The following is a 22,838-nucleotide window of genomic DNA, read 5'->3' as shown; positions in this document are numbered from 1 at the left end:
CCGCGCCCTGCGAAACGCACAGGGTGAATGAGTGGATACACGAGCAGTGTATGATTTGCAACGCGGGCCTAAAATTTTCCGTGAGTGGAATGTGGTGCGGTAGCGCACGTCCTGGCCGGGTCGAGGTGTCGGGTACCCGGCAGCGGGCGCGCGTGGCTCCCAGCATTGAACATCCGTGGCGTGCCGGAAGGGCCGTGGGCGCTGCCTCGCGGCGGAGGCTTCGTAAAGAGGGCGCATGAACGTGCTCTCCCGACTCTCCCTCGGCGCGGCGGCGCTGCTGTTCCTGGTGGACTGCGCGCACCGCGCGCCCTCTGCCGCGCCGGAGCCCGAGGTCCCCGCGCCGACGCTGCCGCCCCCGGACCCGAGCTTCGACGTGCAGCGCTACAGCACCGTCATCGGCTGGCCGGAGGGGACGCAGCCGGTGGCGCCCGACGGCTTCGAGGTGACGCGGTACGCGGACGGCTTCCAGAACCCCCGGTGGATGTACGTGCTGCCCAACGGCGACGTGCTGGTGGCCGAGGCCGCCTCCCTGTTCAAGGACGAGGAGGACCGCGAGGAGGCCATCGAGACGGGGAAGGTCCGCTCGCAGAATGTCGGCACCAGCGCCAACCGCATCACCCTGCTGCGGGACGCGGATGGAGACGGTCGCCCCGAAGTGCGTGAAGTCTTCCTGGAGGGGCTGAATCAACCGCTGGGCATGGCGCTCGTGGGCAACCAGCTCTACGTGGCGAACACCGACGGCGTGTGGCGCTTCCCCTACGCGCCGGGCGCGACGACGCTACGCGCCCAGGGGCAGAAGGTGCTGGAGTTGCCCGCTGGCGGCTACAACAACCACTGGACGCGCAACCTGCTGGCCAACGCGGACGGCTCGAAGCTCTACGTGGCGGTGGGCTCGGCGAGCAACAACGCCGAATACGGCCTGAAGGAAGAGGAGCGCCGGGCCAACATCCTCGAAATCAATCCGGATGGCAGCGGCGAGCGCATCTTCGCCAGCGGCCTGCGCAACCCGGTGGGCATGGGCTGGGCGCCGGGCACGCGCACGCTGTGGACGGCGGTCAACGAGCGCGACAACCTGGGCGAGGACCTGGTGCCGGACTACCTCACACACGTGGAGGAGGGGGCCTTCTACGGCTGGCCCTATGCCTACTTCGGCGCGCACGAGGACCCGCGCATGGCGGGCCAGCGGCCGGACCTGGTGGCGAAGACGCGCGTGCCGGACGTGGCCCTGGGCTCGCACACGGCCTCGCTGGGGCTGGCCTTCTACGAGGGCCAGGCGTTCCCCAGCCGGTACCACGGTGGGGCCTTCATCGGGCAGCATGGCTCATGGAACCGGCGCGTGCTGTCTGGCTATAAGGTCGTCTTCGTGCCCTTCCGGGACGGCCAGCCCAGCGGACCGCCGGAGGACTTCCTCACGGGCTTCATCGCCGATGAGGCCTCGGCCCGCGTCCATGGCCGGCCGGTGGGCGTCACCGTGTTGCCAGACGGCTCGCTGCTCGTCGCGGACGATTCGAGCAACACCCTGTGGCGGGTCGCCGCGAAGCGCTGAGCTTCGCGGAAGCCACTCCGCCAACGCCGCGCGCCCGAGCACTGTCTGGGTGGCCTGGGTAACGGATTCAGCCGGACACCAATAATCCGTCAGCCATTTAAAATAAGAAATTCTTGAATAATGTTTTACGCGGCTGGAGCCTCGGCCTCCCCTGGCCGTGGCCGGTGAGCGCTGCTCTCCGGGTTCGCGGCCCATCCCCCCGAGGACGCGATGAAGACGCGATTGTGGTTGCTCCTGGTGCCCGCGTTGGTGGCGGCCGGCTGTGGTCCCATCGACGCGGAAGAAGAGCCCGTCATCGACGAGCTGACCGGTCAGGTGCTGCTGGAGGCCACCACGAAGTACGACATGCACCGGCTGCTGGAGGACACCGACATCACCGGGAGCCAGTGGGTGACCACCGCGCAGGTGCAGGCCTTCCTCCAGCAGAACAACTCGTTCCTGGCGAACTACCGGGACCCGGCCTTCAACAACAAGACGGCCGCCGCGCTCATCGTCGAGCGCTCCAAGGCCTTTGGCATCAGCCCGCTGTACATGCTGGCCCGCATCCAGGTGGAGTCCAGCCTCATCCAGAGCGGCAACTCCAACAACCTGGCCAAGGCCACCGGCTGTGGCTGTCCGGACACCAGCGGCTGTGACGCGCAATACGTGGGCTTCGGCAAGCAGATTGACTGCTCCGCCAAGAAGCTGCGCGGCTACCTGACGGACCTGGACGCGGGCCGTCCCACCATCTCCGGCTGGCGCGTGGGCGTGACGAAGTCCACGTCGGACCCGTGCTCGGTGCGCCCCGCCAACAAGGCGACGGCGGCGCTCTACACGTACACGCCCTGGGTGGGCGCGTATGCCCTCCAGTGTGGCCGCACCAACGTGGGCGGCTCGTCGCTGGTGGCCGTCGTCTACCACCGCTACGAGTCGGCCTACGCCTGGGGCTCCGCCTCCGGCTGCTTCTCCGAGACGGCCGGCGCCACCTTGCCGGAGCTCGGCTGCGTGCAGAGCTCGTCGGATGCCATGTGGCGGCAGTGCCAGTCGGGCGCCTTCACCGCGGGCAGCGTGGCCAAGCCGACGAACTGCACCGCGTCCTACGGCTGGTGCTCCTCCGCCACGCTGGGCCGCTCCGTGCCGGTGCGCACCTGCGTGCAGTCCACGGGTGACGGGCAGTGGCACCAGTGCGGCGCCAACAGCGCGTGGCTGAGCGCGCCGAGCGCGCCCATCTCTGGCGCGGGCCCCGCGGGCTCGTGCTTCGCGATGTACGGCCTCTAATCGTCGAAGCGGCGGCTCCCGCCCGGAAGGACGGGAGCCCGCCGTGTCCCAGCGCGCCTCAGTACTGGTGGGTCCAGATGAGGTCCAACCCGCCCGAGCGCGCGTCGCCGTACTGGCCTTCCAGGCTCCAGCGCGTGCCCAGCTGGTACTCGAAGCGCACCGCGTTGGCGTTCTCTCCCTGCTGGAGGTTGGCGCCCACGCGGCCGGTGTAGCCGACGTAGATTTTGTCCGTCACGTACGTGCCGACCTCCAGCTTGGTGCCCGCGATGCCGGAGTCCCCCGCTTCGATGGAGACCACGTCCAGGGGCAGCTTCGCGGCCAGGGCCTTGCGGGCCTCGTTGGCCACCAGCGAGCCCACCACGGACGCGGCCTGCGCGCTGGCGTTCATGGAGGCCCCGGAGCTGCGCTCCAGCGTGCGCCGGCCCGTCGCCAGCAGCGTGTAGATTTCCGACTCCGGCAGCGGCGGGTCGCTGGTGGGTTTGATGGTGATTTCCCGCCCCTGGCCCCGGATGGTGACGAACACGGTGACCTTGGCGCCGTCGTTGCGGTGCTCGGCGGTGACGTTGATGTACGGCGACATGGCCGGGCCGGTGAAGCGCACCTGGCTGTCGCGCTGGACGTCGAAGCGGCGGCCCAGCACGTCCACGCGTCCGCGCAGCACGCGCACCTCACCGAACAGGCGCGCCACGTCCGTGTATTCGACGCGGAAGTCCCCCGACAGCCCCAGCTCCGCGTTGATGTCGGAGCCCTTCACCCAGAGGTTGCGGGGCGCATTCACATTCACCCAGAACACCATGGGCGGCGTGGCCGCTTCGTCCGGGGGCGCGCCTTCGGCGGGGGTCCCATCGGGGTTCGTCGGAGGCCGCGCCTGGGCCGCCTCCTTGCGCTTCTTGGGGTTCAACGGCTCGCCGTTGCGCACCAGCACCACGTCCCCGGGCCGCTCCAGCGCCTGCAGGTCCTTGCGCTTGGCTTCCGGCAGCTCGATGGTGGCCTCGGGGATGGCGACGTTGCGCAGGTTGACCAGGCGCTGGGACAGCGTGCCCTCCACCTTCGCGCGCAGGCTCACCAGCGCCATGAGCTGGTCGTCGACGATGATGGGGAAGTTGCGCATCACCAGCGGCGGCTCGGCCGTCCCGGGGCTGGACAGCTCGTACTCATTCCGGGCGTTGAGCACCGCGGTCAGCGGCGAGTTGAGGTGGAGTGAGCCGTTGCCGGCCTTCGCCGACAGCGTCGTGACGGCGATGGACTCGCGGCTGGCCTTCAGGGCGAGCTGGATGTCGCGGTACTCGCCCAGGCCCATCAGCCCCAGCTTGCCGTCCTTCCACTCCAGGCTGCCGTTGATGCGGGGCGCGCCCAGCGTGCCGGCGACGCTGGCGTCCGCCTGGAGCACGCCGCCGATGCTGCGCAGCATCTCCACCGTGCCGGAGAGGAAGGCCGGGTTGAAGTCGCGCGCCTTGAGCGTGACCTCCACCGGCGCGTTGTCTGTCTGCAGTCCCTGGGTGAGCGCGGGCAGTGACACGTCCAGGCCCAGGCCTCCGTTCACCAGCATGGTGCCGCCGCCCGGCTCGGTGAGCAGCAGGTCGAAGCGGGAGCGGGTGTCCCGGTACGTGTAGTTCAGGCGCACCTGACCCAGCCCCGTGTTGCCCACGCCCAGGTCCTGCACGCCAGCGGTGAGCTCCAGCTGCGGCGTGTCGAGCGTGCCCCGCGCGCCCAGCTCCATGGCCAGCACGCCCTGGATGCCCGTGGGCCGGCCGCCCCGCGGTGGCGGCGCGCCCTCCGCCACGGGCGACGCCGGGGTGGCCAGGCCAGGGAGCTCCTTCAGCGGCACCGGGCCCACGCGGCCGGTGAGGTCGAAGGGGACGTGGCCATGGGCCTCGCGGTCCTGGAGCGCGCCCAGCGGAGCCGCCAGCGTGGCCGTCAGCTGCGCCAGCGGCCCGTCCTGGCGCTGCGCGTTCAGCGTCAGCTTCACGTCCTGCTCGCCGCCCACGACGCTGAGCTGCCCGTTCATGGGCGGCAGCCCGTTCATCGTCACCGCGTGGGCCTGCACGCGCAGCGTCGCCTGGGGCACCAGCACCGAGCCCTCGAAGTCCAGCTCCGCCGTCACCGTGCCGCCCGGCTGCTGCACGCCGCTCATGCCCTTGAGCAGGGTGAGGGGCAGCTGCGTGACGCGAGCCTCCACGCCCAGCGTCGTCGCGAAGAGCTCATCGGGCGTGGGCGGCTTCGCCATCAGCCCGCCCACCGTGAAGGGCGTCCGCAGGGCCACGTACGTCGGGGAGCCCAGGCCCTCCACGTCCAGGCGCGCAGCCAGCGTCGGGTCCTCGCGGTCGGACACGGCGCGCAGCTCGAAGGCCAGCGGCACGGGCAGCGAGAAGCCCGGCGGCGGCGTCTGGTAGCGCACGTCCTGCCCGCGCAGGGTGAAGTCCAGCAGGGGCTCCCGCGCGGGGCCCTCCACGGTCAGCGTGCCCGCCAGCCGGCCGCTGGCGCTCTCTGGCTGGCCCGCGAGCTTCATGGCGCCGGCGATGTCCAGGTCCTCCAGCTTCACGCGCAAGGACATCGCGTCGCGCCGGCGCTTGAGCACGCCCTGCACCGGCACGTCGAACTCGGCGGCGAGCCGCGCCACGGGCAGGCTGGCCGTCAGCGTCCCGGTGGCGCGGTCCTTCACGTAGCGCGCCTTCACCTCCGCCTGGAGCCCCTCGTAGCCGCGCGCGCTGCCGTCTTCCAGCCGCAAGTCGGCCTCCGCGTCGGGGCGCGCCATCGTCCCGCTGACGGCGGCGTGGCCCGTCAGCCTGCCACCCAGTCCCAGCGACTCGGGGACGAAGGACCTGGGCAGCCGCGACAAGTCGAACGCGCCCAACTCCGCGCGCGCCGTGACGCGCTGGCCGCGCAGCGCGCCCTGGAGCGACAGCGTCTGCCCCTCCGACGCGAGCCGCAGCGGGGGCGCCACCTCGACGTTGCCTCCGCCGAAGCCCAGGTGCGTGGGCGCCTGGAGCGTCCAGGTGGCCTCCGGCCAGAACAGCGCCAGCCGCTGGAGGGTCAGCCCCTGGCCACCGTCGTCCACCTGGCCCCCGAGCGTGAGCCCCAGCTCCGCGTCTCCCGCCACGCGCACGCTGGCCTCCAGCGCGCGCTCCTTCGTGGCCAGCGTGACGGCGACGTCGCGCAGGTCCCGCCCGCCCGCCTTCAGCCGGGACACCACCAGCGCGGCGTTGGACGTGAGAGGGCGGCTGACGTCCGGCATCTCCAGCTTCAGGGACACATCCTGCGCCGCCACGTCGCCGTACCGCAGCGCCGCGAAGCCGCCGTCGACCTTCACCGCGGGCGTGCGCGGCCGGCCCTTCACGGAGAAGTCCAGCGTGCCGTTGCCCGCCATGGGCGCCACCCCGCCCGGCATCAGCTTGGACAGCAACCGTGACAGCAGGGCGAGGTTGCCGGCGGTGAGGCTGCCTTCCAGGTTCACCGACTCCGCCGTGCCGTCTCCCTTGGCCATCAGGGCCAGGCCCGGGGCGAGCATCCGCAGCCGCATCAGCGAATACCGGCCCTCCTTCGCGCTGGCCTCCAGCTCCACCGGGCCCAGCGGCTGGGCCAGGTACTCGGACGGGGACACGGTGAGCTTCACCTCGCCCTCCAGCGACTCCAGGCTCGTGCCTCCGCCCTTCGCGTCCAGGTCCGCGGCGATGCGCGTCTTGGGGCCCTGCGCCACCAGCTCCGACAGGTCCACGTCGCGCGCCTTCACGGACAGGCCGTCGGTGCGCATCCGCTCCAAGTCCAGGTCGCCCTTCACGGACACGGAGGCGCTGGCGGCCTTCGCGGTGACGTCCACCTGGGCCGCGTCGCCCTCCAGCCCGGCGGAGCCCTCCGCGGACACCGGCACCCGCAAGGGCCAGGTGGGCACGAAGGCCCGCAGCAGGTCGGGCGGCGCGGACAGGCGCCGCAGCTCCAGACCCGCCTGGAGCGGGCCCTCCGGCACGCCCGGCGGCGTCTCAGGAGGGAGCTTCGCGCGGCCGCTGGCCTCCAGCACCAGCCCCGCGGCCTCCAGGTCGACGTCGCCCTCGAAGGCGCCCTCTTCGCCGCGGGCCTTCAGCGCCAGCCGCACCGGTCCGGGCACGGGGTGGGTGAGGCGCGCGGTGGCCTCCAGGTTCGCGCCCACGCCCTGGGTCGCGGCGGCGTAGCGGCCCGAGCCCCGGGCGTCCAGGCCCTCCAGCCGCACCTGCCGCTCACCCCCTTCGGGCAGCGCCTGCCGGAAGTCGACGAAGCCGTCCGCGAGCACCAGCTCGTGCAAGTCCAGCGTCAGCGCGCCGCGGCCCGTGGCGGGCTGCGCGGGGCTGGGCGCGCGGGGCTCCAGCGCGCGCGTCAGGTTCAGCCCGCGCTCGTCCTGGGCCAGGTACAGGCGCGGACGCTCGAGGCGCGCGGAGGAGATGTTCACGTGCGGGCGCCCCAGCCCCGCCAGCCGCGCGCGCACGTCCACCCGGGCGACTTCCGCCACCAGCTCGCCTTCGGGGTCATACAGCTTCACGTCCTCCAGGATGACGCCGCCCGGGGACAGGTCCAGGCGCCCCAGCTCCAGCCGGCCGGAGAGCTGCTCGTTGGCCAGCGCGAGCCCCTTCTGGGCGAGCCAGGCCTCTCCGCGCGACGTCGTGGCGAAGACGAGCACGCCCGCGACGACGAGCACGATGAGGCCCACCAGGCCCAGCAGGCTCCACAGCACGCGGCGGCCCCAGCGCGCGGGTCGGCTCGGGGGGGATTGCGTCAAAACGCCTCTCCAATCGACAGGTGCAGCGCGCACTGCCCGTCCGGAGCGCCCGCGAACGCGCCGCTGGGCGTCGTCGGACCCGTGGGCCGCCACCGGCTTCCGATGCCGAAGCAGCCTCCGGCTTCGGGATAGATGTATCCCGGGGTGGAGACGGGCAATCCCCCGCCGATGTTCAACCGCCGGGCGATGTCCAGCCGGATGGGCCCCACGACGGTCAGATACCGCAGGCCCATGCCCACGGCGTGGTAGTGCTGGGGGCCGAAGAGCTTGGGCCGGTTCGCGTGGGCGAAGTCCTCGATGCCCACCAGGCCCGTGTCATAGAAGGCCGCCACCATCAGGCTCTCCGTGAACTGGTAGCGCAGCTCCACCGACGTTTCAAAGAGGCTGTTGCCACCCACGGGCACGGTGTCCCACTCCTCGTCCTGGACGACCTCCGGGACGCCATCGCCGTCCACGTCCGCGGTGCGCTGCAGGGCGGCCAGGGGGGACAGGCGCTGGCCGTTGAAGCCCCGCATGAACGTGCCACCGCCCGAGAAGAAGCGGGTGACGATGGAGCTCTGGCCGCCGCCCGCGGGGTTCAGCGTGCCCGCGCGCACCTTCGCCGCCAGGATGAACCGCTTGTCCTCGCCGAACGAGCGGTAGACGCGCAGGTCGGGCAGCAGGCGGACGTAGTTGAAGTCTCCGAAGAGCGGGCCGCCGCCCTTCTGGACGGAGAGGGAGACGTAGTAGCCGTCGCGCGGCTCGATGACGTCATCGCGCCGGTCCCAGGTGAAGGCCAGCTCCAGGAAGCTGAGCGCCACGTCGCACTGCTCCTGGCCTTCGCCGCAGCCCAGGACGATGGGCGGCACCCGCGAGCCCGCGCTGACGCGGCCGCTGAGCCGGTACACCTGGAGGTTGTACGAGGGGAAGATGGAGAAGTCGGGGTGCGGCTGCCAGATGACACCCGTCTGGAGCCTGCCGCCCCAGAAGTCATAGGCCTGCTCCAGGCCCTTCTCCACGCTGAGCGAGTTCTGCGCCCGCAAGTCCCGGAAGAGGAAGCGGGGCTGCTCGTACTCGGCGGTGACGTCGAAGACGGGGCCGTTCTTGTTGAAGCTGAGGACGTTGGGGATGAAGGCGTAGCCCAGCCGGCCGCGGACCGTGAAGCGGCGCAGGCCGCCGCCGAAGTTCCGGTGGGTCCACTCTCCCACCGCGCGGACCTCCTGCCGCGCCGCGTCCACGCCCAGGCCGCCGCCCAGCCGCACGGAGCGGAAGGGCGCCTCGCGCACGTCCACCACCACGGGCACCGTGCCGGACTCGCGGTCCGGCGCGCCGCGGTTCACCTTCACCGCGCCGAACACGCCCATGCGGAACACGCGCGCCTGCGCGTTGGCCAGCGCCGTCTCGCTGTACCAGTCCCCCTTCTTCAGCGCGCCCGTCACCTGTTCGATGATGCGGCGCGGAGGCACCTGGGGGTTGGCGTCCGTGGCGACGAAGGTGTTGCCGAAGCGGTAGCGGATGCCGGGCCGGGTGCGCAGCGCCACCACCGCCTGCCGGGTGTCCACGTCCACCCGGACCTCACCGTCGACTTCGGCCTCGGCGTAGGCCAGCTCGCGCAGCCGCTCCTGGACGCGGACCTTGGCTTCCTCCCAGGCCGCTTCCCTGAAGATGTCGCCCTCGTGCAGGGGCAGCCCCTCCAGCACGTATTCGCGGTGCTCCTCGCGCACGTCCTCTGGCAAGGTGTCCAGGCCCGTCACCTGGATTTCGCTGATGCGGGTGGGCTCGCCCTCCTGCACGCTGATGTCGATGGCGACCTGGTCGTCGCCGTCCGGGTTCACCTCGGCGTTGGTGACTTTCGCCTGGTAGTAGCCCTGGGCCTGGTAGTACCGCTCGATGCGCCGCAGGTCCGCCTGCCAGGCGTTGGCGTCGAAGTAGCTGGGGCCGCCAAAGGGCCAGAAGCTCCAGAAGGGCGTCTCGGTGGTGAGGATGCGGTCCTTGATGGCGCCTTCGCTCACCTGGTCCGTTCCCTGGATTTCCAGGTCGGTGACCTTGGGGGCGGAGGGGGGCGGCGCATGCGTGGTGGCGCAGGCCGCGGCGAGCAGCAGCGCGAGCGGCGTGGCGAGGCGGAGGTGTCTGAGCAGGTCGGCGACCACGGGAGGTTTCATAGCCGGAAGGCTCGCGGCCCCAACACTTCTTCCGTCCAGGATGGCAGTGCTTTGTCGCATACCGCGACGTCGGGCGGGACTCCAATGTCCGGTGTCACGGCGTGGCGCCTCGCGAAGACGTGCAAGCCGCGCCCGCCTGGCCCAAGATGGGGGGTCATGGCCCAGTCCCGGCGAATCAGAAGCCTGGTGTTCTCCGTGCTCGCGGTTTGCGCGTCCTCGTGTGGTGTCTCCGAGGACGAGGCGGTGCGCCCCAGGGAAGGGGAGAGCTTGTCGGACGCGCCCTACTGCGGCTCGTTCGGCTGTGTGAATCCGTACCAGTACTGCACGGAAATCTTCCTGGAGTTCGGCCGCTCGCCGCCCATCTGCGTCTTCGACAACGTCTGCGAGCGGCTGGAGTGCGCCAACGCCAACCGCACCTGCGCCCTGTTCGACGGCTTCCCGGCCCAGGTGAAGTGCATTGAACCGTGAGGCCGTCGCCGCCCGGGACCTTGGGGCTCCCGGGCGGACGGTGGCTCAGCGCCGCGCGGACGCGGTGAGCCAGGCCAGCCGCTCTGCGGCCTCGCGCGTGCGCGAGTCGGTGAGCAGGTCGCTCACGTTCTGTTCGATTCGGTAGGCCCAGTTCGAATCGCTCATGGAGCCGGGCAGGTTGATGCGGTCCCGGGTGCCGAGCACGTCCTGCCAGGGCAGCACGCACAAGTCACTGTTGGCGTTGAGCGCCGAGGCCAGCATGGCCCGGTGCACGTCCGGCGTGAAGTCCCGGGTGAGGGCCACGCCGTTGAGCTCCGGCCACGAGCGCGCCGCCGCCTGCCGCTCGTGGTCGCCCGCGCCCTCCCACCACTCGGCCACCGTGTCCGTGTCATGCGTGCCGGTGGTGACCAGGGACACCGCCGGGAACTGGCGCGGGTCGCGGTAGTGGTTGTCGTCGCGCTCCCAGCGCATCACCCGGTAGCCGGGCAGCTGGAGCTCCGCGAGGATGTGGCGCACGAAGGGCGGAATCACGCCCAGGTCCTCGGCGACGATGCCGGCGCCCTCGGACAGCAGGCGGAAGGTCTTCTCACCCAGGCGGCGGTGGCTCTCCTCGTCCGGCGGGATGAAGCGCCCGGTGGGCGTCTGCGCGTCGCGAATCCACTGCCGGAAGTACCCCACCGCGTGGTCCACCCGGCGCAAGTCGTAGTAGCTGGCCGCCTTCTTCGCGCGCATCTTCAGCCACGCGAAGTCGTCCCGCTCCATGGCCGCCAGGTCGAAGTAGGGCAGGCCCCAGTCCTGGCCCGTGGCGGAGAAGTCATCCGGAGGCACGCCCAGGCGGGCGTCGCGCCGCAGGATGTCCGGGTGCGCCCACACGTCCGCGCTGTCCTGGCCGATGATGAACGGCTCGTCGCCGCACAGGAGGACGTCCCTGGCGCGGGCCTGCGTCCGCACCTCGTTCCACTGCTGCTCGGCCACCCACTGGAGCCAGGCGTGGTAGCGCACGCGGCGCTCCAGCTCCCGGGACTTCTGGGCCAGGGCCTCGGGCTGACGGGTGCGCAGCGGCTCCGGCCACTCCCACCACGGGCGGCGGTCCTCCTGCTCGCTGATGGCGGTGAAGAGCGCGTAGCTCTCCAGCCACTCGCCCTGGGCGTCGCGCCACTGGCGGAAGGCCTGCGCTCGCTCGGACTGGGGCGCCCAGTGCTGGGCTTCGAAGACGTCGAAGGCGCGCGCGAAGGCGGCGTCCTTGAGGGGGAAGACCCAATCATAGCGCACGCGCGGCGCCGCACGCGCCTCGGCCAGCTGGGCGCGCTGCGCGTCGGACAGGGCCGCCTCGCCGCCGGCCGCGGTGAACTCCGGCAGCCGCCGCAGGTCGATGAAGAGCGGATTGAGGCCGAAGGCCGAGCGCGTCGCGTAGGGGCTCGGGTCACCCGGCGCGGTGGGCAGCAGCGGCAGCACCATCAGCATCCGCTGGCGGGCGGCCTGCATCCAGGTGAACAGGCCCTCCAGGGCACCGAAGTCACCGATGCCAAAGTCGCTCTGCGAGCGGAGGGAGAAGAGCGGGAGCAAAAGACCGGAGAGCCGGCCGGGTGTGGACATGGTGTGATGCAATCTGCCCCAGCCCCGCGCCGGTGGGAACTGCCGACGCACTCCGAAGGTGTCTGGGTTCTTCGCTTTCCGGACGGAAGGGCCGTTAACATCCAGGCGTGAACTGGTTGCCGGAGTCTTTCTACGCCCGCCCCGCGCTGGTGGTCGCCCGGGAGCTGCTCGGCACCTTGCTGGTGGTGGAGGAGGGCGGACAGCGCCGGGTGGGCCGCGTCGTGGAGACGGAGGCCTATCTGGGCGAGCACGACCTGGCGTGCCACGCGGCCAAGGGGCTCACCCCTCGCACCGAGGTCATGTTCGGCCCGGCCGGCGTGGCGTACGTCTATCTGATTTATGGCATGCACCACTGCTTCAACGTGGTGACGGATGCCGCGGGGGTGGGCGCGGCGGTGTTGGTGCGGGCGGTGGAGCCGGTGGAGGGCCTTTCCCCGGGGACGCGCACGGACGGGCCGGGCCGCCTGTGCAAGGCGCTGGGCCTCACCCGGGCGCACAACCGGCGGGGCCTGTGCACGCCCGCGCTGCACCTGGGACGCGGGACGCCTGTTCCCGAGTCAGCCGTGTCCCGGGGGCCGCGGATTGGCGTGGACTATGCCGGGACGTGGGCCGCCGAACCCTTCCGGTTGTGGGTCCGGGACAGTCAACATGTCAGCAAGGGGCCGCCGCCGGGAGGCCGCAAGCCCGCTTGACGGCGGGCTTCCTGGCTGGTTGGGTGCGTCCCGCCATGTCTGACGAGGCCGTCATGGAAGAGGACCGTCAGCTCCTCTCTCGCGCACAGGATGGGGACGTTTCCGCCTTCGAGGCCCTGGTGGATGCCCACCGGGACAAGGTGTATGGCCTGGCGCTCCGGATGACCCGTTCGGAGGCCGACGCGGCCGAAATCACCCAGGACACCTTCCTGTCCGCCTACCAACACCTGAAGGACTTCCGGGGGGATGCGGCCTTCGGCTCCTGGGTGCACCGCATCGCCGCCAACCATGCGCTCATGCGCCTGCGCCACCGCCGCGTGGCCCAGGCAGCCGAGCAGGAGCTCCAGGGCCCGGAGTTCACCGAGCGGGGCTCCCTGGCGGAGTATCCCCAGTCGGACTGGAGCCGGGACGCCGAGGAGAAGGCCCTGGACGCCGAGCTGGGGGCCGCCATCCAGCAGGCCTCGGACCGCCTGCCCGAGGGGTACCGGGAGGTCTTCCTCTTGAAAGACGTGGAGGGCCTCAGTTACGAACAGATTGCAGAGGCAACGGGGGACTCCATCCCCGCCATCAAGAGCCGGTTGCACCGGGCACGGCTCGCGCTCCGTGAAGCCATCGACGCTTTCTACAACCGGGACAGTCGCGAGTTGTGAAACGCGACGAAGCGCTCGGCATCTTTGAGAGGAACGAGGGCGCGCCGCAGCCAGCCGAGGTTCGGATGTACAACTGCAAAGATTCCATCAACCTCCTGCTGCGATTTCTCGACGGAGAGATGTCTCCCGAGGACACGCAGCACCTGCGTGAGCACTTGCGCGGGTGCAGCCCCTGTGTGGATTTCCTGCGCACCTACCGGGCCACGCCCGGGCTGTGCAAGAAGGCGCTGGCGGCGAAGATGCCGAAGGAAGTCTCCGAGAAGCTCACCGAGTTCCTTCGCTCCAAAATCAAGTCCGCCTCGTGAACCTGAAGTCATTGTCGTTGCCGGAGTTGGAGGCCGCGCTCGCGCCGCTCTCCCCGTCGCCCGCCGCCATCCGCAAGGTGTTCGCGGCCGTCTTCGCCCACGGTGCTCAGTCCGTGGAGGAGGTCGCTTCGGCCCGTCAGGTGCCGCGCCGCGTGGGAGACCACCTGCGCGCCCACGCGGAGCTGCCGAAGCTGGCCATCGTCGAGCGCCGCCGCGCGGACGATGGCTTCGTGAAGTACCTCTTCGACTCGCCGCTGGGCGGACGCATTGAAGCGGTCCGCATCCCCATCTTCGATGAGAAGTACGTCATCTGCGTCTCCAGCCAGGTGGGCTGTGCGCTGGCGTGCGACTTCTGCATGACGGGGAAGTTGGGCTTCAAAAGGAACCTTCAGACGTGGGAGATATTGGACCAGGTGCTCCAGGTCCGGGAGGAAGCGGACCGGCCGGTGCGCGGCGTCGTCTTCATGGGGATGGGGGAGCCGCTCCTCAACTACAAGGAGACGCTGCGGGCCGCGGACATCCTGCGCCACCCGGCGGGGTTCTCCATCGCGGGGGAGGCGATTACCTTCTCCACGGCGGGCCATGTGCCGGCCATCCGCCGCTACGTGCGCGAAGGGCATCCGTACCGGCTGGCCTTCTCCGTGACGAGCGCCATCGCGGAGAAGCGCGCGAAGGTGCTGCCGATTGAGAAGACGCATCCGCTGCCGGAGCTCATCGCCGCCATCCGCGAGTACAGCGAGGTGCGGCGCGAGCGGGCGATGATCGCCTATGTCGCCATCAGCGGCTTCAACCTGGGCCGCGAGGACGCCGAGGCCTTGAAGGCCGCCTTCGAGGGCATCCGCATCAAGGTGGACCTCATCGACGTGACGGACCCCACCGGGAAGTACCTGCCGCCCACGCCCGAAGAGCTGAGCGCGTTTCGCGACCACCTCCAGATTCTCAAATCACCGGTGGCGAGGCGGTACTCCGGTGGCAAGGAGATTGGCGCGGCGTGTGGCACGCTGGCGGCCACGCAGTACGGCGGCACGGTGCTGCAGCGACCCTCCGAGCCGCCTCCCACCACGACGCCGTGACACGCGCGCGAGGGTTGGGGCCTAGGGCGGGGAGGGTGGACTGCCGCCGCCCTCGTTGTCCCAGCCATCCTCCCGGTGGCCCGAGCCGTGCCATTGCGCCGCGGGGGGCGCCTGTCGTGTCAGCGGGCTCTTGCTCCAGCTTCCAAAGTCCAGCAACTGGAGGGTCCGGTCCTCCGCCTGGACGCGGTACGCAATCCACTGGTCGCCCAGGAAGATTCGGTGCGCACCGGGGGAGACAATGGCGAGCTCGCTCGCATGGGGGCGGCTCATCCTGGACGGGGAGCGGGCGGCGTCGTCGGCAGCCGCGGCGAGCATGTCCAGCCGCTCCTGGATGGGGTGGCGCTCGGAGAGAGGCAGCCGCTGGTAGGCCTCCGTGAGCTCGGGGGCGACAGTGACGCGATAGGACATGGCAAGAGACCTCGGTGAGGGGATGGGCCCGCCATGGGATGCGTTCCGCCCGGAAGGTCCACGTGATTGAAGGGCGCACCCGAAGGGTAGTCACGCTGGGCGCGCCCTGCCGTGGCCGGGCTGAGCCCTCGCTCGGATGTCGGCACTCCTTCAGGCAACAGGCGGTGGGGCGGCGGTTCACGCCAGGCGCGCTCCGGTGCTGTTCACCGCGGGCGGGGCGGCGTGGATGCCGCTTTCGTATCGGCGGCGTCCGGCTTAAATCCGACGGTGCTCGGCTCGCCGGAGGTCGCACGCGCGGATGGTGGAATTCATCGACCAGCTCATCTCTGCCCTGGGGCCCCTGGGCCTGCTGGTGCTGGGGCTGGCGGCGATGTTGGAGTACGTCGTGCCGCCTTTTCCCGGGGACACCATCACCCTGCTGGGGGGCGTGTACGCGGTGCGTGGCGCGCAGTCGTGGGTGCTTGTCTTCCTGGTGGTGACGGTGGGCAGCGTGGCGGGCGCGGCCATCAACTACGCGGTGGGGCACTGGCTGGCGAAGCGCTTCGACGCCCACCCCGAGCGCAGCTTCATCGGCATCACCCATGCGCGGCTGGCACAGGTTCAAGCGCGCATGCGCGTGAATGGGCCGTGGCTGCTGCTGGTGAATCGTTTCCTGCCAGGCATCCGGGGGCTCATCTTCGTCGCGGCGGGGGCCTCGCGCATGCCGCGCTTCAACGCGCTGGCGCTGGGGGCGGTGTCCGCCATGGCACACACCGGGCTGGTGCTGGGGCTGGGCGCGGCGGTGGGTGGCAACCTGGAGCGGCTGACGGCGCTCGTCACCCGGTACCAGTACGCGGTGGTGGGGCTCGTCGTCATTGGCGCCATTGGCGTGGGCATCCGGATGTTGGCTCGGCGCCGTGCCCCCGCGCCGGAGCCTTGAGTTCGTCTCAGGACGGCGCCTTGGTGTTGCATTGCAGAGGCGCGCGGCCCCGCGCTTGAGTCGCGGGCATGCATCCGCAGGCGCGTTCCTGGAGTCCGTTGTGGGTGGCGCTCATCCTCGCCCTGACGGGGTGCCAGTCAGGGGACTCCGGGACGGGAGGCTCGCGTCAGGGGTTCCGGCCCCGGGATGCGGAGGTGGACTTCGGCCGTGTGCTGGAGGGAACGCAGGCTCGCCGCGCGGTGACGGTGCTGGCCACGGGCCGTGCGGGCCTGACGGTGGTGGCCTCCGTGGATGCGCCCTTCGCCGTGGTGACGTCCGAGGTGAGCGTGTCCGGGGGCGGCGCGAGCGAAGTGGAGGTTGTCTTCACCGCGGGGCATGGGCCGTCGGAGGGAACGCTGCTGCTGTCAGGCGCGGGGCTGACGGAGTCCGTCCGCCTCACGGGCCTGGGCATTCGTCCCATGCCGTGTCCGGAGCGTCCCTGCTTCGACTCCCGCTTCGACGTGGCGTCCGGGACGTGCGTGGAGACGTCGCTGGAGGAAGGCGCCGCGTGCACGCCGGAGAGCCGGTGTCAGGTGGACGGCCGCTGCCAGGCGAGCGTCTGCGTGGGCCACCCGCGGACGTGTGACGACAACAACCCGTGCACGGTGGATGCGTGCTCACCCACGCGGGGGTGTGTGACGTCTCGGGTGGCGTGTCCCGCGCCGGAGAACCCCTGCAAGGTGGGGTTGTGTGACCGCGACGAGGGCTGCACGGCGGTGGACGCCGACGACTTCAGCCCTTGCGGCCCGGCGGACTGTCAGACGGCGCGCCTGTGCTTCAGCGGCGCGTGCCGGGAGGTGACGCCCCCCGAGGGCTTCGTCTGCGCGCCCGCCACCGCCTGCCAGGGAGAAGGGACGTGCCAGGGCGGCGTGTGCCAGCGGCCGGGCCCGGTCGAACTCGCGCCGGAGCTCAGCCTGGAACTGGAAGGCGTGCCAGTGGAGGCGGACGGCGGGACGGTGTTGCTCGTCTCGGAGGATTCCCTCTACACCTCCGTGTGTGGCGGGGACGCGGGCTGCCAACTGGTCGCGTATACGCGCTCGGGGCTGTTGCGTTACGCGACGCCATATCCCGAGGGTGGGGCCCGGACGCTGCTGGCCGCATCGGATGCGGGTGTGGTGGTTCATGCCCCGGAGGGGCTGGAGGCCTATGCGCCGCGCGGCACCGGGGCGCGCCTCTGGCATGCATCCTGGGCGTCGCTTGGGGCGGGCGAGCACCCCTCGCCGGGCCGAACCCCTGCGAGCCACGTCGCAGTCACGCAAGAGGAGGACGTGCTCGCGTATGTCGCGTGGCGCGCCGCGCCAGATGCCGGCGGCGTGGAGGACGGCGGTACGGCACCAGAATACGCGAGGCTCATCTTGCTCTCGGGTCGCGAGGACGCGGGCACGCTGTTGGGTGTGTCGCAGGTCGAAGCCTGGCGAGGGGAGGCGCGGCTGGGGCTCGACGCGCTGGGAACGGCCTGGCTCTACACGACGGATGGACGGCTGGCGCGAGTGGACCTCGACAACAGCGCGCTCTCGAAGGTGTCGCCAATGGAGTCTGATGAAAGCGGAGGCACGGTGCTGAAGTTGAGCGCGCTGGTGGACGGCGGTGTTCCAGATGGAGGTGCGTCCCTCGCCATCGCGGGTGGGCGGCTGCTGGTGGGGGCGCGAGCAGTGGTCCCGGTGGATGGCGGTGTGCCCGTCATGCTTTCGGACGGAGACGGCGGAACCGGCGCGCGAGTGCCCATCGCGGAGCCCGCGCTGCTGCCCTCGACGGGCCAGCCTGGCTACCTCTTCACACGGGCGTGTGCGCGCACGGATGGCATTCCCTGCACGGCGCGGGAAGCGCGTGTCGTGCTTCGCGCCGTGAACCCCGAGTCCGGGCACGTAATATGGGAGGTGGATGCGCTTCCGGACGAGGTCGCGCCGGGCACGGTGTACGAAGCCGCATTGCTTCAAGGGGGGCTGGTGGGCGTGCTCGCTGACGCCGAGTTGCCGGCAGGCCGCCAGTCCTGGATTCAGTTCTTCGTACGTGGTGCCCGGGCCGGCAGCTGCCCGCTGCCCGGCCGTCCGCATGTGGCGGGTGCCGCGTTCCTGGGGCAGCACCTGTATGTCGTCCTGAATCGCGACGGTGAGTGGCGACTGGAGTCGTACGGACTGGGACAGGACTTCAAGGCGGAAGAACGCGGCTGGCCGCAGCGCCATGGTGGAACCGCGCGAACGCGAAGCGAGTCTCCGTGACGCTGATGTCGAGCATCACCCGCGACGAGGCCTGACATCAAGCCCACGAAGGGGGCTCGAAGCCGCTGCGGCCGACTTGACCCGCTCCGGAGCCTGAAAGGCCATCTCATCGCGGGGCGATGGCAACGCGCTTCGACGTTCCCCCGGTGCTGTGGGGCCCGCTTCCAAGCGGCAAGCCGTGTCCGCGCGCCGGGCCATCGTCGAAGGAGCGCTCATTCCAGTGATGCGTCACCGCAACGCCGTCAGCGCCTCCGACATCGGAACCGGCTTCCGGTCGCGCCCGAAGCCACGCCGGCCTCAAGGCCAGGGGGGGCTGGTGGAAGGAACGTTCATTCCATCGGGAGGTCGCGGCTACGGGGGCAGCGGCTTCGTCATCAGGGCCCTGAGGTGGTCCGCGCATCGGGCCGTGTGTCAGACCCACCTGTTAGATGGGGCATTGTCGCACGAGCGTGACCGCCAGAGCGGCGGCCGCAGGGATGGATGGGGAGGGGTGATGTACACGTTGCAGGAGCTGCGCACTTCCAGGCTGCCTGACGCGGCGAGGTTGCTGGCACAGCGGGGCCTTGACAACGTCCGGGCTGCGGAATTGGCGCGCGCCACGAGGCTCTCGGTGGGCTCGCTTTACCGTTACTACGGCAGCAAGCAGGGCATCTCGAGGGCCATCCGGAACTTCACCGAGCGCGAGCTGTCCTACACCGGTTTCGTCGCCTACCAGATGGCGGACGGGGACCCGCTGAAGCAGGGTTTTCGCGACGTCTTCATCGCCTTCTGGCGCGAATTCGCGACCTGGGCGCTGTTGCAGCCCCACCTCGTCGACTTCACGTTCCTTCATCACCATCCAGACGCAGGCACTCCCGGCGAGCATGAGGGACGGACCCGCGCGCAGGTGCTGGAGGTCCTCGAACATGGCGAGCGCGAGGGGGTATTTGTCGGGGGCCGCACCTGGCTCCACGAGTGCATGGTGTGGGGCGTGTTGGCGGAGCTCGTGCGAAGGGCGGGACGAGGAGCAGCGGTCAGTGATGAAGACGTCCAGGTGGCGGGAGAGTCCCTCTGGCGGGCGCTCATCCCAGAGGCGCCGTCCAGCCCGCGAGGAGGCGGGCCTCCTCCAACTGGAGAGGCGCTGCACACGATGGAGGTTCTCCCTGCTCAGAACCTGGGCATGGCTGAGGGGAGCCTGCGCGGCGATGCATCTGCGGAAGGCCTGAATGGGCGACCTGGCCTGACAGCCGCCAGTCGTGCCGGGGATTCGGAAGAAGCGCAGGCCCCGGGCACCGTGGCGGAGCAGGCGCCATCCGCCCGCGTGGACCCGGGCCCGCGCGGGCGTGGTGTGAGTCATGAGGCGGCGTGGGGCGATGTCTCGTCGTCCCCAGCTCAGGGCGCAGCGGTCATTGCCTCGGCATTCATGCGTCGCTTCAGGCGAGCGCCCTGGCTCCCTTCGCGAACAGCGCATGGCTCGGAGGAGCGGGGGCTGTCGAGTCACCTGTCGCGGTCATGCACAACGTCGCGGGTGTCCCGCCCGCGGGCACCTCATTCGTCACGGAGGTGTCGAGGTCCGGAGCCGCCTCGCTCAACTGGAGCGTCCCTCCGGTTCCGGCGGCCGATGGGAACACTTCGGCGCTCCAGGTCAGGTGGAGGCGTTCGGGTCCACCCAGAGGTCGTCGAAGCGCACCTGAGGCGGCGTCTGGTGCAGCCGCAGGCTCTGGACCGCGGGGGTCGCGGCCGCGTGGGCGCGGTCGTGGTACAGCGGGATGAGCGGGCAGTCCTCCTGGAACAGCTGCTCCGCGCGCAGGTAGAGCTGACGGCGCAGCTCCGGATCGATGGAGATGCGGGCCTCGGCCGTGAGGCGGTCCAGCTCCGGGTTCCGGTAGCCCATGGGGAAGACCGTCTGGGCGCTGGAGTGGAGGAGGAAGTGCAGGAAGGTGTCCGGGTCCGGGTAGTCGGCCAGCCAGCGGTTGCGGAAGGCGGGGAGGCGGCCCTCGGTCACCTGGGCTGTGTATTCCTCGCGCGACATCTCCACGTAGCGCAGCTCCAGCATCCCGGCCTGGAGCAGCGGACGGAAGAGCACCGCGTCCTCCGCGGAGTGGTCATTGCCGGTGGGGCGGTGGAGCGTCAGCCGCAGCCTGCGCAGGCCCACCTCTCGCAGCAACTGCTCGGCGAGGGCCACGTTCGGTACGGGCGCTGGCCCCATGTCCGCGTCATCCAGCAGCTCGGGTGGGGTCAGCGAGCGCGCCACGCGCGCGCCGGGGTGGAACTGGCTCACCATGGCCTGGATGTCCATGCCCGCGCGGAGCGCGCGCCGGACGCGCACGTCGTCAAAGGGCGCTTCCCGGTGGTTGAGCACCACGAAGGCCGTGGAGGGCGTGGTGCTCGCGGCAAACTGGAACGCCTCCAGGCCGGGCAGCTCCACATGCTCCGTGTCGAGGAAGGACACCAGGTCCACCGCCCCTTGGCGCAGCAGCGTCACCGCTTCCTTGCGCGACCCGGTGAGCAGGAACTCCAGCCGGTCCACCATGGGGCCGCCCGGGCGCCAGTAGGAGGGGTTCCGCTCCAGCACCACGCGCTCGGGCTCCAGGGCGAGGAGCCGGAACGGCCCGGTGCCCACCAGCCGACCGTTGGCGTCCGTGCGGGCCACCGCGGTGGCGGTGAGCGCCATCAACTGGAGGAAGAACGCCTTGGGCTCGCGGAGGCGAATCTCCAGGGTGTGGTCGTCCAGCACTTCCAGGCCGGACACGTCGCGCGCCATGCCAGCGGTGTACTCTGGCGCGCCCTCCACGTCCTCCAGGAGGCTCCGGTCGGGCGAGCGGAGCGCCGGGTCCAGCAGCCGCTCCAGGTGGCGCTTCACGTCGGTCGCCGTCAGCAGCGTGCCGTCGTGGAAGGTGACGCCGCGGCGCAGGTAGAAGCGGTAGCGGCGCGCGGAAGGGTCTGCGTCCCAGCGCTCGGCCAGGTCGGGCTCCAGCCCGCCGTCCTCCCTGCGCACCAGCGTGGAGAACACGCACGCGGTGAGCTCTGAGACCTGGTTCTCCACGCTGAAGAGCGGGTCCACCGCCTGGCGGTTCCGCAGCGACGCGGCCTGGTGCATGCCCACGCGCAGCGTCCCTCCGAAGTGGGGCGTGGGGAGCTTGAAGTGGTACACCTCCGCTTCCAGGCCCTCGGCTTCGTGACCCAGCTGGTCCACCGTGCGCGTCAGCCCGTCGCCGATGAGAATGACCCGGCGTGCGTCCTCGCGCACCTGGGCGACTTCCTCGCGGATGGAGGCGTCGGCCTTGGTGAGCACCACGTTGGCGGAGCGCAGCTCTTCCAGGGCGGCGCTCAGCCGCACCACCGATTCGGAGAGGTCCCGGCCGGTGCGCGCCTGGGCCTCCGCCTTCTGCGAGGCGCCCTGGCCCACGCGGGCCATCTCCTGCGTCTGGCGCAGCAGCTCGCGCGCATGGCCCGACTGCTCGATGGCCATGCGCGTGACGTTCTCCACCCGCAGGGCCACGCGGCGGCTGGCCTCCACCACCGTGGCGCCCTGGGCCTCCAACCGCTGCGTCTCCGCCACCGTGGCTTCGACGGCGGTGAAGGTGCGCTGGGTGATGGTGCGAATCTCCACCAGGGCCTCGGCGGCGCGGTCGCCCAGGGCCACACCGGCGGTGGCTCGCTCGCGGCCTTCCTGCACCAGCGCCACGGCCGTCTGCACGGCGTCGCGCACGCCCGCCACCATGGCGCCGATTTCGCGGGTGGAGCGCGTGGTGCGCTCGGCCAGGTTGCGAATCTCGTTGGCCACCACGCCAAAGGGCCGCCCCTGCACACCCGCCTGGGCGGCGATGATGGCGGCATTGAGGGCCAGCAGGTTGGTCTGGTCCGCAATCTCCTGGATGACGTCGACGATGCGCCCGATTTCCGTCGAGCGCGTGCCCAGCATCTCCATCAGCTCGGCGGCCTTCCGGACCGTCTCCTCCACCCGGTACATGCCCTTGACGCTGTCGCCCACCAGCACCTCGCCGCGCTCGGCGGTGGCCGTCACGGCGATGGCCAGCTGGTTCGTCTCGTTGGCGCGGCGGCGCACCGAATCAATGCCGCCTTCCACCGCGGCGACGAAGTCCTCGGCCTCGCTGGCGAAGCGGCCCAGCTCGTCACCAGACGCGGCGATGTTGGCCATCCGTTCGGCCATGGCCTGCATCAGCGACGTGGTGTTGTGGGCGAAGGTGTTGACCTGGGCCAGCGAGTCCACCACCTGCTCCAGCCGCTCCGTCATCTCCAACAGCGCGCCGGTGGTGTCGACGGCGAAGACCTCCAGCTGGTGCACCCGCTTGCCGGCCACCTGGAGGCTGCCGCCCATGCCGCTGACGGCCTCCAGCGTGCGCTCCACGGCGCCGCCCTGCCGCCGCGCGGCCTCCAGCAGGCTCCGGGCCTGTCCGCTCACGTCCGTGCTGGTGCGGTGCAGGTTGGCCGTCACCCGCTGCACCTGCGCCAGGGCGCGCCGCAGGGACAGGATGAGGCGGCGCACGTCCTCGTGGCCCTCGTAGCGCGGGCCCACCGTCGTGGTGAGGTCTCCCTCCGCCAGCCGCGCCATCACCTGCCGGCGGACCCTCCGCCGCTGCGCCGCCCAGCGAAACCACGCGAGGTATCCCCCCGCGAAATAGAGCGCGGGCGTGGCGAGCAACACCACCGCCCAGGTGGCATTCGAAAGCGGCCCCTCGGAGACGGCTCGCAGCATCCCCCCCAGGAGGAGCGCGGAGACCAGCCCTGCCGCCAGGCCGAACGTGAACAGATACCGTTTGGCGCCCATGAAGGAG

14 protein-coding genes and 1 pseudogene are annotated in these 22,838 nt (G+C 70.8%); 10 read left to right on the top strand and 5 right to left on the bottom strand.

Annotated elements, in window-relative coordinates:
- Positions 1 to 235 precede the first annotated feature (235 nt).
- Both KGD87_RS21320 and KGD87_RS21315 read left to right on the top strand, forming a co-directional pair.
- Positions 236 to 1,546, top strand: coding sequence for a PQQ-dependent sugar dehydrogenase (locus KGD87_RS21320; protein ID WP_284662182.1), 1,311 nt, complete (start codon positions 236 to 238; stop codon positions 1,544 to 1,546).
- A gap of 210 nt (positions 1,547 to 1,756) precedes the next feature.
- Entirely contained in the window at positions 1,757 to 2,803 is a 1,047-nt protein-coding gene (locus tag KGD87_RS21315; RefSeq protein ID WP_163782581.1) for a hypothetical protein, read from the top strand.
- A 58-nt stretch (positions 2,804 to 2,861) separates the two neighbouring features.
- Here the strand turns inward: KGD87_RS21315 and KGD87_RS21310 are convergent, their stop codons facing one another.
- Both KGD87_RS21310 and KGD87_RS21305 read right to left on the bottom strand, forming a co-directional pair.
- Positions 2,862 to 7,550 (bottom strand): translocation/assembly module TamB domain-containing protein, encoded by a 4,689-nt coding sequence (locus tag KGD87_RS21310; protein ID WP_284662181.1) that lies wholly within the window; start codon positions 7,548 to 7,550, stop codon positions 2,862 to 2,864.
- Positions 7,547 to 9,691, bottom strand: coding sequence for a BamA/OMP85 family outer membrane protein (locus KGD87_RS21305; RefSeq protein ID WP_284662180.1), 2,145 nt, complete (start codon positions 9,689 to 9,691; stop codon positions 7,547 to 7,549). Before KGD87_RS21305 ends, KGD87_RS21310 begins: the two co-directional genes overlap by 4 nt.
- 156 nt (positions 9,692 to 9,847) lie before the next feature.
- On the opposite strand from KGD87_RS21305, the gene KGD87_RS21300 reads away from it, so the two are divergent.
- Positions 9,848 to 10,159 carry a hypothetical protein gene (locus tag KGD87_RS21300; RefSeq protein ID WP_284662179.1) on the top strand — a complete coding sequence of 104 codons (312 nt, stop codon included), beginning with the start codon at positions 9,848 to 9,850 and terminating at the stop codon, positions 10,157 to 10,159.
- Between the two features lie 45 nt (positions 10,160 to 10,204).
- Here KGD87_RS21300 and KGD87_RS21295 read toward each other — a convergent pair whose 3' ends face one another.
- The gene (locus tag KGD87_RS21295) at positions 10,205 to 11,755 is read right to left on the bottom strand and encodes a 4-alpha-glucanotransferase (protein ID WP_284662178.1); all 1,551 of its coding nucleotides are present in this window, start codon (positions 11,753 to 11,755) and stop codon (positions 10,205 to 10,207) included.
- Positions 11,756 to 11,862: 107 nt separating this feature from the next.
- Here KGD87_RS21295 and KGD87_RS21290 point away from each other — a divergent pair, with 107 nt between their 5' ends.
- The 4 genes from KGD87_RS21290 (at position 11,863) to KGD87_RS21275 (ending at position 14,475) form a co-directional block, all read left to right on the top strand.
- Positions 11,863 to 12,447 (top strand): DNA-3-methyladenine glycosylase, encoded by a 585-nt coding sequence (locus tag KGD87_RS21290; RefSeq protein WP_284662176.1) that lies wholly within the window; start codon positions 11,863 to 11,865, stop codon positions 12,445 to 12,447.
- A 35-nt stretch (positions 12,448 to 12,482) separates the two neighbouring features.
- Complete coding sequence (locus KGD87_RS21285; RefSeq protein WP_176417979.1) at positions 12,483 to 13,097, top strand: RNA polymerase sigma factor; 615 nt, start codon at positions 12,483 to 12,485, stop codon at positions 13,095 to 13,097.
- A 65-nt stretch (positions 13,098 to 13,162) separates the two neighbouring features.
- Complete coding sequence (locus tag KGD87_RS21280) at positions 13,163 to 13,402, top strand: anti-sigma factor family protein (protein WP_284662174.1); 240 nt, start codon at positions 13,163 to 13,165, stop codon at positions 13,400 to 13,402.
- On the top strand, positions 13,399 to 14,475 hold the full coding sequence (locus KGD87_RS21275; protein ID WP_284662173.1) for a radical SAM protein: 1,077 nt from the start codon (positions 13,399 to 13,401) through the stop codon (positions 14,473 to 14,475). The genes KGD87_RS21280 and KGD87_RS21275 overlap by 4 nt, the downstream gene beginning before the upstream one ends.
- Before the next feature lie 21 nt (positions 14,476 to 14,496).
- On the opposite strand, the gene KGD87_RS21270 is transcribed toward KGD87_RS21275, so the two are convergent.
- Positions 14,497 to 14,883, bottom strand: a complete 387-nt coding sequence (locus KGD87_RS21270; protein WP_284662172.1) for a hypothetical protein — start codon at positions 14,881 to 14,883, stop codon at positions 14,497 to 14,499.
- A 298-nt stretch (positions 14,884 to 15,181) separates the two neighbouring features.
- On the opposite strand from KGD87_RS21270, the gene KGD87_RS21265 reads away from it, so the two are divergent.
- The 3 genes and pseudogenes from KGD87_RS21265 to KGD87_RS36950 form a co-directional block, all read left to right on the top strand.
- Positions 15,182 to 15,802, top strand: a complete 621-nt coding sequence (locus KGD87_RS21265; RefSeq protein ID WP_284662171.1) for a DedA family protein — start codon at positions 15,182 to 15,184, stop codon at positions 15,800 to 15,802.
- Positions 15,803 to 15,906: 104 nt separating this feature from the next.
- Entirely contained in the window at positions 15,907 to 18,060 is a 2,154-nt protein-coding gene (locus KGD87_RS21260) for a hypothetical protein (RefSeq protein ID WP_284662170.1), read from the top strand.
- A gap of 223 nt (positions 18,061 to 18,283) precedes the next feature.
- Positions 18,284 to 18,709 (top strand): annotated as a pseudogene (locus KGD87_RS36950) (helix-turn-helix domain-containing protein); the annotation flags it as partial.
- 975 nt (positions 18,710 to 19,684) lie between these two features.
- On the opposite strand, the gene KGD87_RS21250 reads toward KGD87_RS36950, so the two are convergent.
- Entirely contained in the window at positions 19,685 to 22,831 is a 3,147-nt protein-coding gene (locus KGD87_RS21250; protein WP_284662168.1) for an ABC transporter substrate-binding protein, read from the bottom strand.
- Between the last annotated feature and the right edge of the window lie 7 nt (positions 22,832 to 22,838).

It is taken from the genome of Myxococcus sp. SDU36, from assembly GCF_030168875.1.
GTDB classification, from domain to species: Bacteria; Myxococcota; Myxococcia; order Myxococcales; family Myxococcaceae; genus Myxococcus; species Myxococcus vastator.
Note: the sequence above shows the minus strand (reverse complement) of the source record. Positions and strands in the feature narration are given on the sequence as shown.

What these genes read in the sequence shown, in the direction of transcription:
- KGD87_RS21250 (WP_284662168.1), bottom strand. Translation starts at nt 22,831, where the DNA reads ATGGGCGCCAAACGGTATCTGTTCACGTTCGGCCTGGCGGCAGGGCTG.
- KGD87_RS21265 (WP_284662171.1), top strand. Translation starts at nt 15,182, where the DNA reads ATGGTGGAATTCATCGACCAGCTCATCTCTGCCCTGGGGCCCCTGGGC.
- KGD87_RS21285 (WP_176417979.1), top strand. Translation starts at nt 12,483, where the DNA reads ATGTCTGACGAGGCCGTCATGGAAGAGGACCGTCAGCTCCTCTCTCGC.
- KGD87_RS21320 (WP_284662182.1), top strand. Translation starts at nt 236, where the DNA reads ATGAACGTGCTCTCCCGACTCTCCCTCGGCGCGGCGGCGCTGCTGTTC.
- KGD87_RS21305 (WP_284662180.1), bottom strand. Translation starts at nt 9,691, where the DNA reads ATGAAACCTCCCGTGGTCGCCGACCTGCTCAGACACCTCCGCCTCGCC.
- KGD87_RS21295 (WP_284662178.1), bottom strand. Translation starts at nt 11,755, where the DNA reads ATGTCCACACCCGGCCGGCTCTCCGGTCTTTTGCTCCCGCTCTTCTCC.
- KGD87_RS21315 (WP_163782581.1), top strand. Translation starts at nt 1,757, where the DNA reads ATGAAGACGCGATTGTGGTTGCTCCTGGTGCCCGCGTTGGTGGCGGCC.
- KGD87_RS21300 (WP_284662179.1), top strand. Translation starts at nt 9,848, where the DNA reads ATGGCCCAGTCCCGGCGAATCAGAAGCCTGGTGTTCTCCGTGCTCGCG.
- KGD87_RS21270 (WP_284662172.1), bottom strand. Translation starts at nt 14,883, where the DNA reads ATGTCCTATCGCGTCACTGTCGCCCCCGAGCTCACGGAGGCCTACCAG.
- KGD87_RS21280 (WP_284662174.1), top strand. Translation starts at nt 13,163, where the DNA reads ATGTACAACTGCAAAGATTCCATCAACCTCCTGCTGCGATTTCTCGAC.